Below are 15,115 nucleotides of genomic sequence, written 5' to 3' on the forward strand. Positions count from 1 at the left end.
TATGCATTTTTCGTTACTGGAAAACGAGACAGAAAGAGTGCATATGAGTACTGGCTTTAAAAGAAGATCTTTGGGAGAAAGTAATTTTTTTAATGAAAAGGAATACGTGTGAGTATTACGACAAAAACTTTCCAGTTCGGTAACGATACCGTAACACTAGAAACAGGCCGCATTGCTCGTCAAGCAACCGGTGCGGTTCTTTGTACTATTGGTGATGCACAAGTGCTTGCAACTGTTGTTGGCGCTAAATCTGCTAAACCAGGTCAAGACTTTTTCCCATTGTCTGTTCATTACCAAGAGCGTGCTTACGCGGTTGGTAAAATCCCAGGTGGTTTCCTAAAACGTGAAGGCCGTCCTTCTGAAAAAGAAACTCTGACTTCTCGTCTTATTGACCGTCCAATTCGTCCATTGTTTCCAAAAGGTTACATGAACGAAGTTCAGGTTGTTTGTACGGTTATGTCGACAAACACTAACTTAGACGCTGACATCGCGGCTATGTTGGCAACGTCTGCAGCATTGACTATCTCTGGCATTCCATTCAATGGCCCAATTGGTGCAGCACGTGTCGGTTTTAACGACGAGTCTGGTTACATTCTTAACCCAAGCTACTCTGATCTAGATGGTTCTTTGCTAGACATGGTTGTTGCGGGTACGAAAGACGCTGTATTGATGGTTGAATCTGAAGCGCAAGAGCTAACAGAAGACGAAATGTTAGGCGCGGTTCTTTATGCTCATAAAGAAATGCAAGCGGCTATTTCTGCGATCACTGAATTCGCTGCTGAGTGCGCTAAGCCTCGTTGGGAATGGGAAGCAGAAGTGGCGAATGTTGCTTTGACTGAAGCGCTAGCAACAGGTTACGCCGCTCAAATCGAAGAAGCATACGGCATCAGCGAAAAAATGGCACGCTACGCTAAATTAGGCGAAGTACGTGCAGCGGCTGTTGAAGCGCTAGTGACTGAAGAAGGTGAATTCTCAGAAGCTGACGTAACCGGTGCTTTCGCGAAACTTGAAAAACGCACCGTTCGCCGTCGTGTTATCGATGGTCAGCCACGTATTGATGGTCGTGACAACAAAACCGTTCGCCCAATCAACGTTGAAGTGGGTTTGTTAAGCAAAACTCACGGTTCTGCTTTGTTCACACGTGGTGAAACTCAAGCGATTGCAACTTGTACTCTAGGTACTAGCCGTGATGCGCAAATGTCTGACGGTCTAGCTGGCGAAAACAAAGACAGCTTCATGTTGCATTACAACTTCCCTCCATACTCTGTTGGTGAATGTGGTCGCATGGGTGGCGTTGGTCGTCGCGAAATCGGTCACGGTCGTCTAGCACGTCGTGGTGTTCAAGCGGTATTGCCTTCTGAAGATGAATTCCCATACACCATTCGTATTGTGTCTGAGATCACTGAATCAAACGGTTCTAGCTCTATGGCGTCTGTTTGTGGTGCGTCTTTGTCTATGATGGACGCAGGTGTTCCTCTTAAAGCGCCCGTTGCTGGTATCGCAATGGGTCTGATCAAAGAAGACGACGGTTTTGCTGTCTTGACTGATATCTTGGGTGACGAAGATCACCTAGGCGATATGGACTTTAAAGTAGCGGGTACTGAAGAAGGTATTACCGCGCTTCAAATGGACATTAAAATCGAAGGTATCAATGAAGAAATCATGGATATCGCATTAAGCCAAGCAATGGAAGCGCGTAAGCACATCCTTCGCGAAATGGCGGAAGTGATTGGCTACGCTCGTCCTGAAGTGTCTCCAAATGCGCCGTCTATGGCAACGATCAAAATCGATCCTGAGAAAATCCGTGACGTTATCGGTAAAGGTGGTGCGATGATTCGTTCCATTACTGAGCAAACAGGTGCTTCTATCGACCTAGATGACGACGGTACAGTACGTATTTACGCAGCGGATAAAGCCGCGTCTGATGCTGCATTGCTTAAGATCCATGAGATCACAGCAGAAGCAGAAGTAGACAAACTTTACCAAGGTAAAGTGGTTCGTCTTGCTGAGTTCGGTGCTTTCGTGAATATCTTGCCTGGTAAAGATGGTTTGGTTCACATCTCTCAAATCGCTGAAGAGCGTATCCGTGCTGTTTCAGACTTTTTGTCTGAAGGTCAGGATGTGATTGTAAAAGTACTAGACGTTGATGCGCGTGGCCGTATTAAATTGTCTATGAAAGACGTAACAGAAGAAGACAAAGCGAACTTTACTGAATAAGTAAACGCGTTATGACTTTTTTGAAAAGGTGCCTTTTGGCACCTTTTTTTGTTTTTATGGGATGAATTCGTCTACTATACAAAGAATTCAAATTGTTTATTTGAGAGTGAGGAAAGGATGAAGTTTAAGTTACTTGGTGTTGCCGCCGCGGCCTTGTTGTTAGCGGCATGTAGTTCAAAAGAAGTGCTTACTCAAGCTGAGCCTGTGCCGGATTGTGTGTTTGCCGATGGTTCAAATAAAGCGGCACCACAATGGGTTTGTGGCGCGCCGGTTGAAGGTGTGGCACTTTCGGCTGTAGGCTACAGTGAAAAATCCGCAGCAGGTCCAAACTATATGAAACAAATGGCGGCAACAGCGGCCAGAGTGGAACTGGCTCAAGTGCTGAGCCTGAATCTGCAGAATATGGTGAAGCAATATGTAGAAACGACAGGGGCTGGCGACGCTGAAAGTGTTGATCGTGTAAACAGTGTTGTCACTAAGCAAGTGACAGAGCAAACCTTAGTTGGCTCTCGTGTGTTGCGTCAGCTGCCAACGCCAAGCGGCGGTTTGGTGGTGTTAGTGGGTCTAGACCCAAAGCAAACGGAGAGTATTTCTGAAGATATTTTGCGTACATCAATGAAGAATAACCAAGCAATTTATCAAAAATTAGAAGCAAAAAAGAGCTTTGATGAATTAGCGTCAGAGATTGCTAAACAGAAAGTACAATAAGTTAGGGAGTAAGCCAGCGTCTACATTATGAGGCTGGCTTACTCTTATTTTCCCTTCTTTTTATTCTTGATCGTCTTCTGAGAAAATAGGGACAGGTTTTTTGTTTTCATCAATGGCCACGAAATTGAAGTGCCCAGTGATGGCTTTGGTTCGTTTGTCGCTGTCGAGTTCTTCTAAGAAAATATTCACTTCAACTTTTAAAGAGGTGCGACCAACATGGACAACGCGAGCCACCAATTCGACTAAAATACCGGACGGAATAGGCTGTTTGAAATTCACTTGTTCGGTCGAAATAGTGACTAAGGGTTTTCTGGCAAAGCGTGTCGCGGCAATATAGGCGACTTCGTCCATCCATTGTAAGGCGATTCCACCAAACAGGGTGTCATAGTGATTGGTGGTTCCTGGGAAAACCATTTTGGCGACGCGGGTTTCAGAGATTTCTTCACGTTTTTGGATTAGCAGCTTGTTCATATTAATTCGTATATTTCCTCAAGTCGTGTGGGCTATCGCTTTGGGTTGCTTGCTGGTGCTGACTGGCTGCACTTCTCGGTATCAGCCTGAGTCATTGCTGATGGATTACGTGAAGGATTTATCCCGTTCGAAATACATACAGCTTGTCGTACCGGACTTCGTTTCGCCCAGCTTGTATCCTCCTTTGCATCAGCGACAGCAAGCACTCACTAAATTTGACGTTAGCATACTCGATTTTCTCTCATTACAGCAGTGTGATGTGGGCTTTTTAGTGGGCGAGAAAAACAGCGTGTTGGGGAAGGTTATGCCGGCAAGTCAGCGCTTTTTGTATGAAATTAATATTATCCGCGCCATTGAGTCATGTCATATTGGCAATGTTCAATTGGCTGAAAAACTCAATGCTATTGCCAAAATTAAGCGACAAGAGTTGCCTATTGCTTTTACCAATGCCGTGTTTAATGGTGCTGAAGGGAAGGATTTTTTTAGTTTGTCGAACGGCTTTTTACCACTTAAAAACGATTTGACTCATTATCAAGTGTTGCTGGCCTCATTGCGTGACATAAACGCGCTGGGGGCGAATTTATCTTCTTTGCCTAAGCTTGAAGGAAAGGCGTTTGAAGAGGATCTAAAGGCACTGAGTGACAGTGAGTACGCAGGGCAATTAATCTATAGCTTGGCGCAATTAAGTCGTTTTTTGAGTGTTGTGTCAGAGGCAATAGAAGACTTGCCAGAGGGCGTTTGTGGGCCACCGGTGACCTTTCTTAAGCAACAGTTTGAGCGTCATTACATTAAGATTATCCAGCCTTATATGGCAAAAATTAATGCGACGGCTTATCAGATATTACCTTTGATTAGGCAAGCTGCCGTCTATGGACAACCATTGCCGAAAGCCTTGGATCAATACTTGTCTATGTTATCGCTTGATCAAAAAGAGGGGCTTTGGGGTCGTTATCAGCGCGCTTCCCAGCGTCATGCGCAGGCTTGGAGTCGATTGTTTAATCGCTGCGATATCGCTTTATCAGGTATTGTAAGATGAGGGTTAAATACGAGTGCTGATTTGGCTTTCTAGTGCTTCCACTGCGTTATATTGGTAAGGCATGCCTTGTGCTAAAGGTTCTTCGTTAAGTGCTTTTAGCAGAGCAATATTGGCTGATGGATTATCGATAATGCCGCCAGAGAACTGAATAGGGCGGGTAATGGCGTGAGGTTCATGCACGCTGCGAGTGTCAGGTGCGTCTATGATTGCAGGGCCTGGTTGGCTAAACAAACTCATCATTAAAGCAAATTGAGCGTTACCTGAGACGGGTTTGCCCGCCGAGGTGCTCTGGGTCAGTTGTGTTTGGACAACGTCTCTAATGTTCATTTGCATTCTCACTATCATGGATGAGAAGTGTATCGGCCGATTATTCTAATAGATTAGCGAAATACATAAGTTTTTTTGCTTTGTTTGGGGAGGCTGGGCGCTTTTTTGGGGATTGTGGAAAAACTAAGACGATCGTATTTTGTTACAAAAGTTTCGCGTCGTTTGGACGTTATTAATGGCTCAAAGGATTGAAGCGTCGTACTATAATATATTATAGATCAATTGCTTTTCTAAATATGGCGATGACTTTTTCTATGTCGCAACAGGGCGGTCGGGACATTTGATGCATGCATGATATTAATGAGCTAATAGACAATGTTAGGCATAACGAGGCAATCGCGCTTAAATTTTTCGAGATTGAGCGGTGTATTTTGTCTATCGGTCGTTGTGATCAATTTGTGTCGACCTTGACCAAAGAAGTTCAGAAGCAATTTAATGTCCCTTATGTCTGGGTCAATTTGATCAATGAAGCGCCCTTGTCTCACCTTATTGACACCCTTGAGAAAACGCCTGACTTAAGAGATCGTGTTCTGTTTACCCGTCGACGGGTGATGATAGACGTTATTAAGTCTGGTAATAAGACGGTGCTTTTAAATCATAACCTTGCTGCTTGTAGCGAAATCATCCCGCCAGTGTATCGTGATATCATCTCCTCTGTGGCGGTTTCTCCGCTGACAATCGATGGCGAACTGGTGGGGTTATTTTGCCAGGCTGACTCGGACAGCACTCGCTATGATGCGGCCACTAAAGATACCTTTTTATTAGACCAACTGGCGATCAAGATTTCTATCTGCTTAAGCAATGTGACGGCTCGCGAAAAGCTCGAATATTTGGCGACAAGAGATCCGCTGACAGGGCTGCTTAATCGCCGTCAACTAGAGTTGATGTTGGACCGTGAATTTTCCCGGTCGAAAAAGCAAAACCGAGATTTGACCGTAGTATTTATTGATTGTGATGCCTTTAAATCAATCAATGATACGTTAGGGCATAATTGTGGGGATGAGGTGTTAGAATACATAGCCAAACGTCTGCTAAAATATGTCCACAAGCAAGGCTTGGCATTTCGTTTTGCTGGTGATGAATTTGTCTTCGTGACGCCTGGAAAAAGCTATGATCAAGCGCTGTTGATTGCTGAATCTATTCACGAATATCTTCAGTCTAATCCGTTAAGGTATAAATCTAACTTGGTTCCTATTACCATAAGTTATGGCGGCGCCAGTGTGATCAGCGATACGCCTACCAGCTACAAGCATCTGCTGAAATTAGCAGATGAACGTCTCTATAATTATAAAAATAACCGTAAAAGATCAGTACCAACGAAGGTGTTCAAGTTTTTAAATAGAATCAAATAAAATGTAATTTTATTACATTCTATTCGGTAAAAATTCCATTCTTCGGTATTTTTCAAGGTTGTTTTGTTATAAAATTTCAAAAAAATCAGATAGGGTTCTTTTATGTCCCACGCTTTGATCGCCGACTTAGGCGGCACCAATGCTCGTTTTGCGCTGGTTCCAATACATGAGTACATACCACAAGAAGTACGAGTGTTCTCTTGCAAGAACTACGAGAATTTTTTTGATGCTGCCGCCGACTATATAAATAACTGTAGTGTCGATATGGATAATATTGACGCCATAGTGCTTGCCATTGCAGGCCCTGTAGACCTTCCTGTCATTCGTTTCTCTAATAATCCTTGGCAATTTACGCGAGCAGAAGTGCAATCTTACTTCGGTGAGCATAAGGCCGTCGCGTTATTAAATGATTTTGATGCGGTCGGTCACAGCTTAGAGGTGCTTACCCCAGAAGATCTAGTGGTCATTGGTGAGTCGTCTGTTGTTGATCCAAAAGAAGCGTCTTGGGTTGTTGGAGCAGGCACCGGCCTTGGTGTTGCTTGCGTCGTACCGCAAGATGTTGGTCCTAATATAGTGCTTTCTGGTGAAGGTGGTCATGTTGATTTAGCCACTTGTAACGAACAAGAAGATGATATTTTACGCTTTTTGCGTACTCGTCATAAGCGAGTTTCGGCAGAACGTGTTTTATCAGGAATGGGCCTAGAAAATATCTACGAGGCGTTGGCGGCCAAACAAGGCATCGAGCGTCGTCTTACGGCACCAGAAATCGGTGCTGCGCTCAAAGCGGGTGACGACCCTATTGCTGAAGCGGCATTAGAGCAGTTCTTCGTGTTCTTGGGACGGGTGATTGGCGATCTCGTGTTATCGGTAGAATCTCGTGGCGGTGTGTATATTGCCGGTGGGATTGTGCCGCGTTATGTGAATGAAATTCTAAAAAGTGGCTTTCGTAATGCCATGCAAGAAAAAGGTCGTATGAAAGAATTTGTGTCACCGATTCCGACCTTTGTTGTTCTGTCTGAATACCCAGGGCTGATGGGGTGTGCTTGTTATGCATCTCATCTTGTATCGAAAGCCTAGACTAGTTGGAGAATGAAGAATATGAAGGCAAGTTTGAAAGCCTGTGATGTAGTGATCTTCGGTGGTGGTGGTGATCTTGCTATGCGCAAGTTGTTACCCGCTTTGTACCATCTTGAAATGGATGGATTGTTAGCCGCGACAACACGCATTATTGGCGCCTCTCGACGAGAGATGAGTGCAGAAGATTATCAAGACAAAGTGCGTGTTGCGTTGGATGAGTTTGTTCCAGCGAGTATTGGCGATGATAAAACATGGTCTCAATTTAAAGCGCGTTTGAGTTATGTTTCTGTGGATGCGCAAAAAGAGTCGGATTTTGCTCGTCTTAATGACGACAATGTTGGTGGTGATGATAGAGACGTTGTTTTCTACCTAGCCACATCGCCTAGTTTGTTTGGTTCTATTTGTTCTTCATTGGCGGCGCATGGCTTAAACAAAAACCGTATGCGTGTTGTATTGGAGAAGCCTCTTGGTCGTGACCTTGATTCTTCCCGTGCCATTAACAATGAAGTAATGGAGAACTTTACGGAGCAGCAAGTATTCCGTATTGACCATTACCTTGGCAAAGAAACCGTACAAAACCTATTGGCAATTCGCTTTGGTAACACCTTATTCGAACCTCTTTGGGACAGTGCACACATAGATAACGTGCAGATTACCGTGTCTGAAACAGTGGGTGTTGAAGGGCGTTGGGGTTATTACGATGACGCAGGCGCTATGCGAGATATGGTTCAAAACCATATTATTCAGCTGTTGTGTCTTGTGGCGATGGAGCCTCCAGGACGTATGGATGCGGACTCTGTGCGCGACGAAAAAATTAAAGTGTTGAAAGCATTGCGTCCAATTGAAGGCGCGAATGCTTATACCAAAACAGTACGTGGTCAATACGCTCGTGGCGTTATTAAGGGCAAAGAAGTTCCTGGCTACTTCGATGAAGAAGGAAGTAATCCTGCTTCTCGTACGGAAACCTTTGTGGCATTACGCGCCGATATCGATAACTGGCGCTGGGCGGGGGTTCCTTTCTATCTGCGAACGGGTAAGCGTCTCGGTCAACGTTATTCTGAAATTGTTATTCAGTATAAAGCGGTCCCTCATAGTATTTTCAGCGATGAAAGTAATCGTCAGCTACAGCGTAACCAATTGGTGATTCGTCTACAGCCAGAAGAGAAAATCTCCCTGACTGTGATGAATAAGGTGCCAGGTGCGAGTGAAGGTATGAACCTTCAGCCGGTTGATCTGAATTTGAGTTTGACAGAAGCCTTCCATAACAAGCGTAGCCCAGAGGCTTACGAGCGTTTGCTATTGGATGTTATGCGTAACGATGCGACCTTGTTCATGCGCTATGACGAAGTTGAAGCCGCTTGGAAATGGGTTGACGGCATCATGTCTGCTTGGAATCAAACGAGCGAACGTCCTAAAGAATACGCAGCTGGCTCTTGGGGGCCTGCGGCTTCTATGGCGTTACCGATTAAAGATGGCCGTAACTGGCACGACTATTAAGCTAAGAAGGACTAGATTATGACGACTTCATTAACTTCAGCGCAAGTGATGACGGCAACGCCGGTAGTACCTGTTATTGTGGTAGACGATGTTGCACAAGCGGTAGCACTTGGAAAAGCTTTAGTGGCTGGCGGCGTGCCTGTATTAGAAGTGACGCTGCGTACTGAAGCGGCACTGGAAGCGATTACCGCTTTGCGCAAAGAAGTACCTGATGCCATTGTTGGTGCTGGCACAGTTTGTTCCCGTGAGCAGTATGTACAGGCGGTGGAAGCAGGCTCTCAGTTCATCATTAGTCCAGGTATGACGCCAGACTTGTTGGCCGTTGGTAAAGAATACGATATTCCTTACTTGCCAGCGGTTGCGACTATTTCAGATATATTGTTGGGTATGGAATATGGCTATGACCATTTTAAATTCTTCCCAGCGGAAGTGAATGGTGGCGTCAAAGCTCTGAAAGCCTTTGGCGGTCCTTTGCCGCAAATTAAATTCTGTCCGACAGGCGGTATTGGTGCAAACAACTTCCGTGAATACTTGGCTTTGCCTAATGTGCTTTGCGTTGGTGGTTCGTGGATTGTGCCGACAGATTTAGTAAAAGCCGGCAAGTGGGATGAGATTACTGAGCTGGCCAAATCGGTTAATCAGTAAAGCGTTTCTCTCTAAAGAGAGCATCTGAAAAGGGAAGGCGATTTGCCTTCCCTTTTTTATTGCTTGTGTGCCTGTTTGAGGTTCGTGCTCAGAGGTTTTCTTCAGCAAACTCTGCCAAACGGCTTCGTTCTATGCCATTAACATGCATCACGCTGGCGTATTTAAAGGATTTACATTTTTCGACCAGATAGGTCAGGCCAGACGTCAGTGGGGTGATGTATTTGTTGTCAATTTGCGCCAGATTCCCTAATACAATGATTTTAGAGTTACTGCCCACCCGAGTAACAATGGATTTGAGTTGAAACTGGGTTAGCCCTTGGGCTTCATCAATGATGATTAAGGCGTTGTTAAAAGAGCGTCCACGCATAAAGTTTAGGGATTTAAATTGAATGTTTGCTTTTTGTTTGACGTAATCAATGCTGCTAAAGGCATGCTCATCTGCGCCATGCAATATCTCTAGGTTATCGTCAAACGCAGCCAGCCAAGGCGCCATTTTCTCTTCTTCTGTTCCTGGTAAAAAACCAATATCTTCCGCCATTGGCGGGGTTGATCGAGCCACAATGATCTTATTAAAGCGTTTTTCCTCCATAGTAACTTGCAGCCCATAAGCCAAGGCGAGTAGGGTTTTTCCTGAGCCCGCAGGACCGGTCATGATCATGAGGTCTGAGTTGTCATGGCGTAGCAGATAAAAAGCCATGGCTTGCTCAAGATTGCGAGGTTTAATGCCCCAAAAGCTTTGGTGCATTATATTTTGTTTGTTGATGTCTAAAAGGTAAACGTACTCTTTGTCGATATTGACAACAAAGCCAACAAACTCCTCATCGTCAATAATAAACATGTTGAGATAGAGTGTAGGGAGGGTGTTTTTTTCTATCAGGTGTACCGTGTGTCGACCATGGGATTCGGTGCGCACACTGTCAACGGTAGACCAAAAGCTACCCTCTGCTTGGATGTAGCCTTTACTCATTAAATCGACGTCATCCAGTACCTTGTCTTTTCTGTAGTCCTCCACGCGCTCTAAGCCAGAGCCTTTTGCTTTGATGCGCATATTGATGTCTTTGGTGACTAAGCAAACAGAAGATCTAGGGTTGGTGGCTTGTAAGCTTAGCGCCACATTGATGATGCGGTTGTCATTGGCATGGTCGTGATTGCCATTCAGGAAGGGGATATTATCAGTGTGGGTGATTTGTTGATCAGGGAAGATGGCTAAAGAGCCTTCAGTGGCTTTTCTTGGGCTGTCCTCATCGCTTATTTGATGGGGCTTTCTAATGGTGACACCACTTTGTAGCGCTTTAGGGGAAGCGTCACCAACTATTTTATCTATGGTGTTGATGGCAAGCCTGGCTTCTCTGCTTACGTCTTTGTCTCGTCTGTCTTTGATGACATCTAATTCTTCTAGTACCGTCATCGGGATGACGACTTTATGCTCAGTAAAGGCATAAATCGCTAAAGGGTCGTGAAGCAGTACATTGGTATCTAGGACGTAAATTTTTTCCATACAGCATTACTCCTTTTGAACGAGAAAAGTTTTTTTGACACTTTGATCGGCTAGAAAAATACGTATTTAATGGATGAGATTGCGAAGTTTTTGGGTATAAGAGGGAAGCGGCGTTTACTGTAAAAGCGCCATTTAGAGTCACTGCAGAACGTTTTTCTGGGAGAAAATCGGTCAGCAAACTGTCGTGCTTGTTATCACGATAAGGTTTTTTCAAGCTGAATCTCACTGTCTTTTGCTCGATTATGCTTTGAGTGTATGACAGTTTTGTTGAAGATGCTTTCTTTTTTGGAGGGATTTTAAAAGAAAAAAGCCATTGAAAGTATCAATGGCTTTTTATAGTGACTCGAAGTAAAACAATTACTTACTCGTCTAAGAAGCTTCTCAAATGCTCTGAGCGGCTTGGATGACGAAGTTTGCGCAATGCTTTGGCTTCAATCTGACGAATACGTTCACGAGTTACATCAAACTGTTTGCCCACTTCTTCAAGCGTGTGGTCGGTATTCATATCGATACCAAAACGCATGCGAAGTACTTTTGCTTCACGGGCGGTTAAGCCTGCCAATACGGTTGTCGTTGACTCACGAAGACCTTCAATCGTTGCTGTATCGATAGGGGATTCAGCGCCGTCGTCTTCAATGAAATCGCCTAGGTGAGAATCTTCATCATCACCAATTGGTGTTTCCATCGAAATAGGCTCTTTCGCAATTTTCAGTACTTTACGAATTTTGTCTTCAGGCATATCCATACGAGCAGCAAGCTCTTCTGGTGTTGCTTCACGACCCATCTCCTGAAGCATCTGACGAGAGATACGGTTCAGTTTGTTGATGGTTTCGATCATGTGTACTGGAATACGAATCGTGCGGGCTTGGTCGGCAATCGAACGTGTGATTGCTTGACGAATCCACCATGTCGCATAAGTAGAGAATTTGTAACCACGACGGTATTCAAATTTATCAACCGCTTTCATTAGGCCGATGTTACCTTCTTGAATCAAATCCAAGAATTGTAAGCCACGGTTGGTGTATTTTTTCGCGATCGAAATAACCAAACGTAAGTTGGCTTCTACCATTTCTTTTTTAGCTCGACGCGCACGCGTCTCACCAATAGAAATGCGACGGTTAATTTCTTTTAGTTGGGCAATGGTTAGCCCTGTTTCTTTAGCAACGGTGCGTAGTTTACGTTGGCTACGCATGAACTCTGCTTCGTTTTCTTCAAGTCCTGCTGCGTACCCTGCGCCAGAGCTAATTTGCTCTTGTAACCAATTGGCATTGGTTTCATTGCTTGGGAAGCGTTTTAGGAACTCGGTACGAGGCATGCCGGCTTTACGAACACATACTTGCATAATCAAACGTTCTTGCTCGCGTACTTTGTCCATACGAGAACGAACACGGTCGATTAGTTCATCAAATAACTTGGGTACCAGTTTAATCGGAGCAAAGCTAATGCTTAGCTCTTCTTGCTTGGCTTTTACAACAGGGTCGTGTCTGTCGCGAGTTTCAAGCAAGACTTTTAATTCTTCATAAATGCGCGAGATGTCATTGAAGCGCAGTGCGGTTTCTTCTGGATCAGGGCCGCTTTCTGTTTCTTCTTCTTCGTCATCGTCGGAGTCATCGTCGGAGTCATCGTCAGCGCTGTCTTTTTCTTCTTCAGTAGGAACGTCTTCTAATAGCTCTTCGAAGATAGGTTCTTCGCCGTCGCCATCGATGAAACCACTAAAGATGTCGCTTAAGCGGCCTTCTTCTTCTTTCACCCTTGCGTAAGTGTCAAGTAGGACGTCTACGGCACCAGGGAAGTAAGAAATGGCAGCCATCACTTCGCGCGTACCTTCTTCGATACGTTTCGCAATGGCAATTTCGCCTGCGCGGGTCAGTAGTTCAACTGTTCCCATTTCGCGCATGTACATTCGGACAGGGTCTGTAGTACGAGTGACATCGCCTTCTACAGCGGCCAATGCAGCAGCGGCTTCTTCCGCAGCCGCTTCATCGGTCGAATCACCTTCTTCCATCAGAAGGCTATCTTTATCTGGAGCAACTTCAGAAACCGTGATCCCCATGTCATTGATCATGGCGATGATTTCTTCTACTTGCTCTGGGTCAGAAAGGTCATCAGGAAGGTGATCGTTTACTTCTGCGTAGGTTAAGTAACCTTGTTCTTTACCTTTAGCGATCAGCTCTTTGAGACGCGACTGTTGAGTGTCTGGCATTCGACAACCTATCGTTAGAAATTCGTTTGGGAGTTTTGCAAGCAGCGGATTATAACAAAATCAATCAGTTTTATCCAGATATTCGTCTCTTTTTTGAGTGAATATTAGACAAGAATTATGATTTTTTTCGTCGTATTTGCTCTATTCTATTCCGCCAATCTTGCTTTTCTTGCTCTGTATTTATGGAATCACTTGCGCCATTTTTCAAGGACTCCATGCCAAGATTTTTTTCTAATTTAGCAATAACGTCAATCACCTCTTGTTGTGGGTGAGGGAGTTTGAGTTGAATAGGCGCGTCTTTGTGATTTAGTAGCTTAAGAATGGCGGCGCTCATGTCAGGGTCGCTGAGATCCACTAAAAAGTGCCCGACATTTCGACTTGGGTGTTTCTGGAAGTAGCGCCATACCTTGCATAGGAGCTGCAAGTGCCCTTCGGCTTTGTTTACGATTGGGTCGGGAATATCGATGTCTTTAGCGATGTGTGGGTGTAATAAAAGACACAAAGAAGCTTTGGCCAAGCGGTTTAAACTAGGCGGCGCTGGCGGAAGGGCAGGTTCATCTTTTTGAAACTTGCCTTTTTTAAATGGCTTTTTAAACGAATTTTTTTGGGGTGAGCTGTACTCAATATGGCTGTCAGTAGGCTGGTAATCGTCGTATTCGTCAAACGAAGGCGCCATTTCATAGTGGCTTAAGTCTGGCGCACTGTGATCGTAGGAGGCGTCCATTGAGGTGTTCGCTGAGCTTGTATGGTCGCTGTGCGCGCTGTTCGAATGGTGGCGCGTCTTAATGTTTGTATTGCTTAGTGTTTCGCTGTCAATGCCCGACTGCTCACTGAGTTGACGAATAAGAACTGAGCGGAAGGTAAGCTCTTTCGGGATCTGTTGAATCAGCCCCATGGCGTTGCGGGTAAACTGAGCTTCGCCTTCTTCATCGCCTAGGGTAACTTGGCTTCTGGCGTGTTCAAACAGTGCATGCGAAAGTGAGGAGGCGTCTGCAAGGCGATTATTGAACGCTTCCTTGCCCTCTTTTCTGACCAACGAATCTGGGTCTTCCCCTTCAGGAAGAAAAAGAAAGCGGATCTGTTTTTCATCTTGCATGACGGGCAGTGCCGCTTCGAGGCCACGGACGGCGGCGGCTCGACCGGCTTTATCGCCATCGAAACAAAGCACGACTTTGCTGACGAGCTTGAAAAGCTTGCGAATGTGCTGGCTATTGACCGAGGTGCCCAGCGTCGCAACGGCGTTGGTGATGCCATGCTGAGCCAGGACGATGACGTCCATGTAGCCTTCCACAACGATGATTTGATCGAGTATGGGGGTGTTCTGTTTGGCTTCGAAAAGTCCATAAAGCTCTTGGCTTTTCTGAAAGACGGGGGTTTCGGGAGAATTTAAATATTTTGGCTTTTCATCGCCGAAGGCGCGTCCGCCAAAGGCAATAACGCGTCCGCGAGAGTCTCGAATAGGGAAAATTATGCGATCACGAAAGCGGTCGTAGTAATGGCCAGGTTGGTCTTTTTTCTCGACTAGCATGCCGCCATGAAAAAGCTGTTCTTGGCTTTCGGCGCGAGTACCAATGCGTTTTAGTAGATTATCCCAGCCAGGTGGCGCATAACCCAAGCCAAATATTTTGGCGATTTGGCCTGACAGCCCTCTGTCTTTGGCGAGGTAGTCGGTGGCCTTTTTCTTATCTGGGTGTTGTGTCAGCTGTTCTTGGTAGAATTGCGAGCTTTCTGAAAGACGCTTTAGGAGTTCAGCGTTTTGCTCATAACGATCAGGAGCGCCTTGATCGCGAGGCACTTCCATGCCGGCGTCTTTGGCAAGCAGTTCAATGGCGTCTACAAAATCCAGGTGGTCGTGTTCCATAACGAAAGAAATAGCGTTGCCGCCAGCACCGCAGCCAAAGCAGTAATAAAACTGTTTGTTGGGGTTGAGGCTAAAAGAAGGGCTTTTTTCATTATGGAAAGGGCAAAGACCGCTGTAGTTTTGCCCTGTTTTTTTTAAGCTAATGCGGGACGCAACCACGTCAGTCAAGTCGGTTCGAGCGAGTAGCTCGTCAATAAATTGATCGGGAATGCGTCCAGCCATA

General features: G+C 45.3%; 12 protein-coding genes. 7 read left to right on the forward strand and 5 right to left on the reverse strand.

Annotated elements, in window-relative coordinates; all coding sequences use genetic code 11:
• Positions 1–108: 108 nt before the first annotated feature.
• Together pnp and ACIGBN_RS01270 are read left to right on the forward strand one after the other, a co-directional pair.
• The gene (gene pnp / locus ACIGBN_RS01265; RefSeq protein ID WP_133001847.1) at positions 109–2,217 is read left to right on the forward strand and encodes a polyribonucleotide nucleotidyltransferase; all 2,109 of its coding nucleotides are present in this window, start codon (positions 109–111) and stop codon (positions 2,215–2,217) included.
• Between the two features lie 117 nt (positions 2,218–2,334).
• Positions 2,335–2,925 (forward strand): LPP20 family lipoprotein, encoded by a 591-nt coding sequence (locus ACIGBN_RS01270; RefSeq protein ID WP_341562312.1) that lies wholly within the window; start codon positions 2,335–2,337, stop codon positions 2,923–2,925.
• A gap of 60 nt (positions 2,926–2,985) precedes the next feature.
• On the opposite strand, the gene ACIGBN_RS01275 is transcribed toward ACIGBN_RS01270, so the two are convergent.
• Positions 2,986–3,396 carry an acyl-CoA thioesterase gene (locus tag ACIGBN_RS01275; RefSeq protein ID WP_133001845.1) on the reverse strand — a complete coding sequence of 137 codons (411 nt, stop codon included), beginning with the start codon at positions 3,394–3,396 and terminating at the stop codon, positions 2,986–2,988.
• Between ACIGBN_RS01275 and ACIGBN_RS01280 the strand changes: the two genes are divergently transcribed.
• Positions 3,389–4,432 (forward strand): DUF3080 family protein, encoded by a 1,044-nt coding sequence (locus ACIGBN_RS01280; RefSeq protein WP_396663214.1) that lies wholly within the window; start codon positions 3,389–3,391, stop codon positions 4,430–4,432. The genes ACIGBN_RS01275 and ACIGBN_RS01280 overlap by 8 nt on opposite strands.
• 3 nt (positions 4,433–4,435) lie before the next feature.
• Here the strand turns inward: ACIGBN_RS01280 and ACIGBN_RS01285 are convergent, their stop codons facing one another.
• Complete coding sequence (locus tag ACIGBN_RS01285; protein ID WP_396663216.1) at positions 4,436–4,759, reverse strand: hypothetical protein; 324 nt, start codon at positions 4,757–4,759, stop codon at positions 4,436–4,438.
• Positions 4,760–5,046: 287 nt separating this feature from the next.
• Here ACIGBN_RS01285 and ACIGBN_RS01290 point away from each other — a divergent pair, with 287 nt between their 5' ends.
• The 4 genes from ACIGBN_RS01290 to ACIGBN_RS01305 all read left to right on the forward strand — a co-directional run bounded on the left by ACIGBN_RS01290 (position 5,047) and on the right by ACIGBN_RS01305 (position 9,330).
• The gene (locus ACIGBN_RS01290) at positions 5,047–6,111 is read left to right on the forward strand and encodes a diguanylate cyclase (protein ID WP_133001843.1); all 1,065 of its coding nucleotides are present in this window, start codon (positions 5,047–5,049) and stop codon (positions 6,109–6,111) included.
• A 102-nt stretch (positions 6,112–6,213) separates the two neighbouring features.
• The gene (gene glk / locus ACIGBN_RS01295; RefSeq protein ID WP_396663218.1) at positions 6,214–7,188 is read left to right on the forward strand and encodes a glucokinase; all 975 of its coding nucleotides are present in this window, start codon (positions 6,214–6,216) and stop codon (positions 7,186–7,188) included.
• Between the two features lie 21 nt (positions 7,189–7,209).
• Positions 7,210–8,685 (forward strand): glucose-6-phosphate dehydrogenase, encoded by a 1,476-nt coding sequence (zwf, locus tag ACIGBN_RS01300; RefSeq protein WP_396663220.1) that lies wholly within the window; start codon positions 7,210–7,212, stop codon positions 8,683–8,685.
• A gap of 18 nt (positions 8,686–8,703) precedes the next feature.
• Positions 8,704–9,330 (forward strand): bifunctional 4-hydroxy-2-oxoglutarate aldolase/2-dehydro-3-deoxy-phosphogluconate aldolase, encoded by a 627-nt coding sequence (locus tag ACIGBN_RS01305; protein ID WP_133001840.1) that lies wholly within the window; start codon positions 8,704–8,706, stop codon positions 9,328–9,330.
• A gap of 88 nt (positions 9,331–9,418) precedes the next feature.
• On the opposite strand, the gene ACIGBN_RS01310 is transcribed toward ACIGBN_RS01305, so the two are convergent.
• The 3 genes from ACIGBN_RS01310 to dnaG form a co-directional block, all read right to left on the reverse strand.
• The gene (locus tag ACIGBN_RS01310) at positions 9,419–10,828 is read right to left on the reverse strand and encodes a PhoH family protein (protein ID WP_133001839.1); all 1,410 of its coding nucleotides are present in this window, start codon (positions 10,826–10,828) and stop codon (positions 9,419–9,421) included.
• A gap of 361 nt (positions 10,829–11,189) precedes the next feature.
• Entirely contained in the window at positions 11,190–13,031 is a 1,842-nt protein-coding gene (gene rpoD / locus ACIGBN_RS01315; protein ID WP_133001838.1) for an RNA polymerase sigma factor RpoD, read from the reverse strand.
• A 115-nt stretch (positions 13,032–13,146) separates the two neighbouring features.
• A complete protein-coding gene (gene dnaG, locus ACIGBN_RS01320; RefSeq protein ID WP_396663223.1) occupies positions 13,147–15,114 on the reverse strand; it encodes a DNA primase in 1,968 nt (655 codons plus the stop codon).
• Between the last annotated feature and the right edge of the window lies 1 nt (position 15,115).

The sequence above is a fragment of the Marinomonas sp. NPDC078689 genome, assembly GCF_044542435.1.
Lineage (GTDB): Bacteria > Pseudomonadota > Gammaproteobacteria > Pseudomonadales > Marinomonadaceae > Marinomonas > Marinomonas arenicola.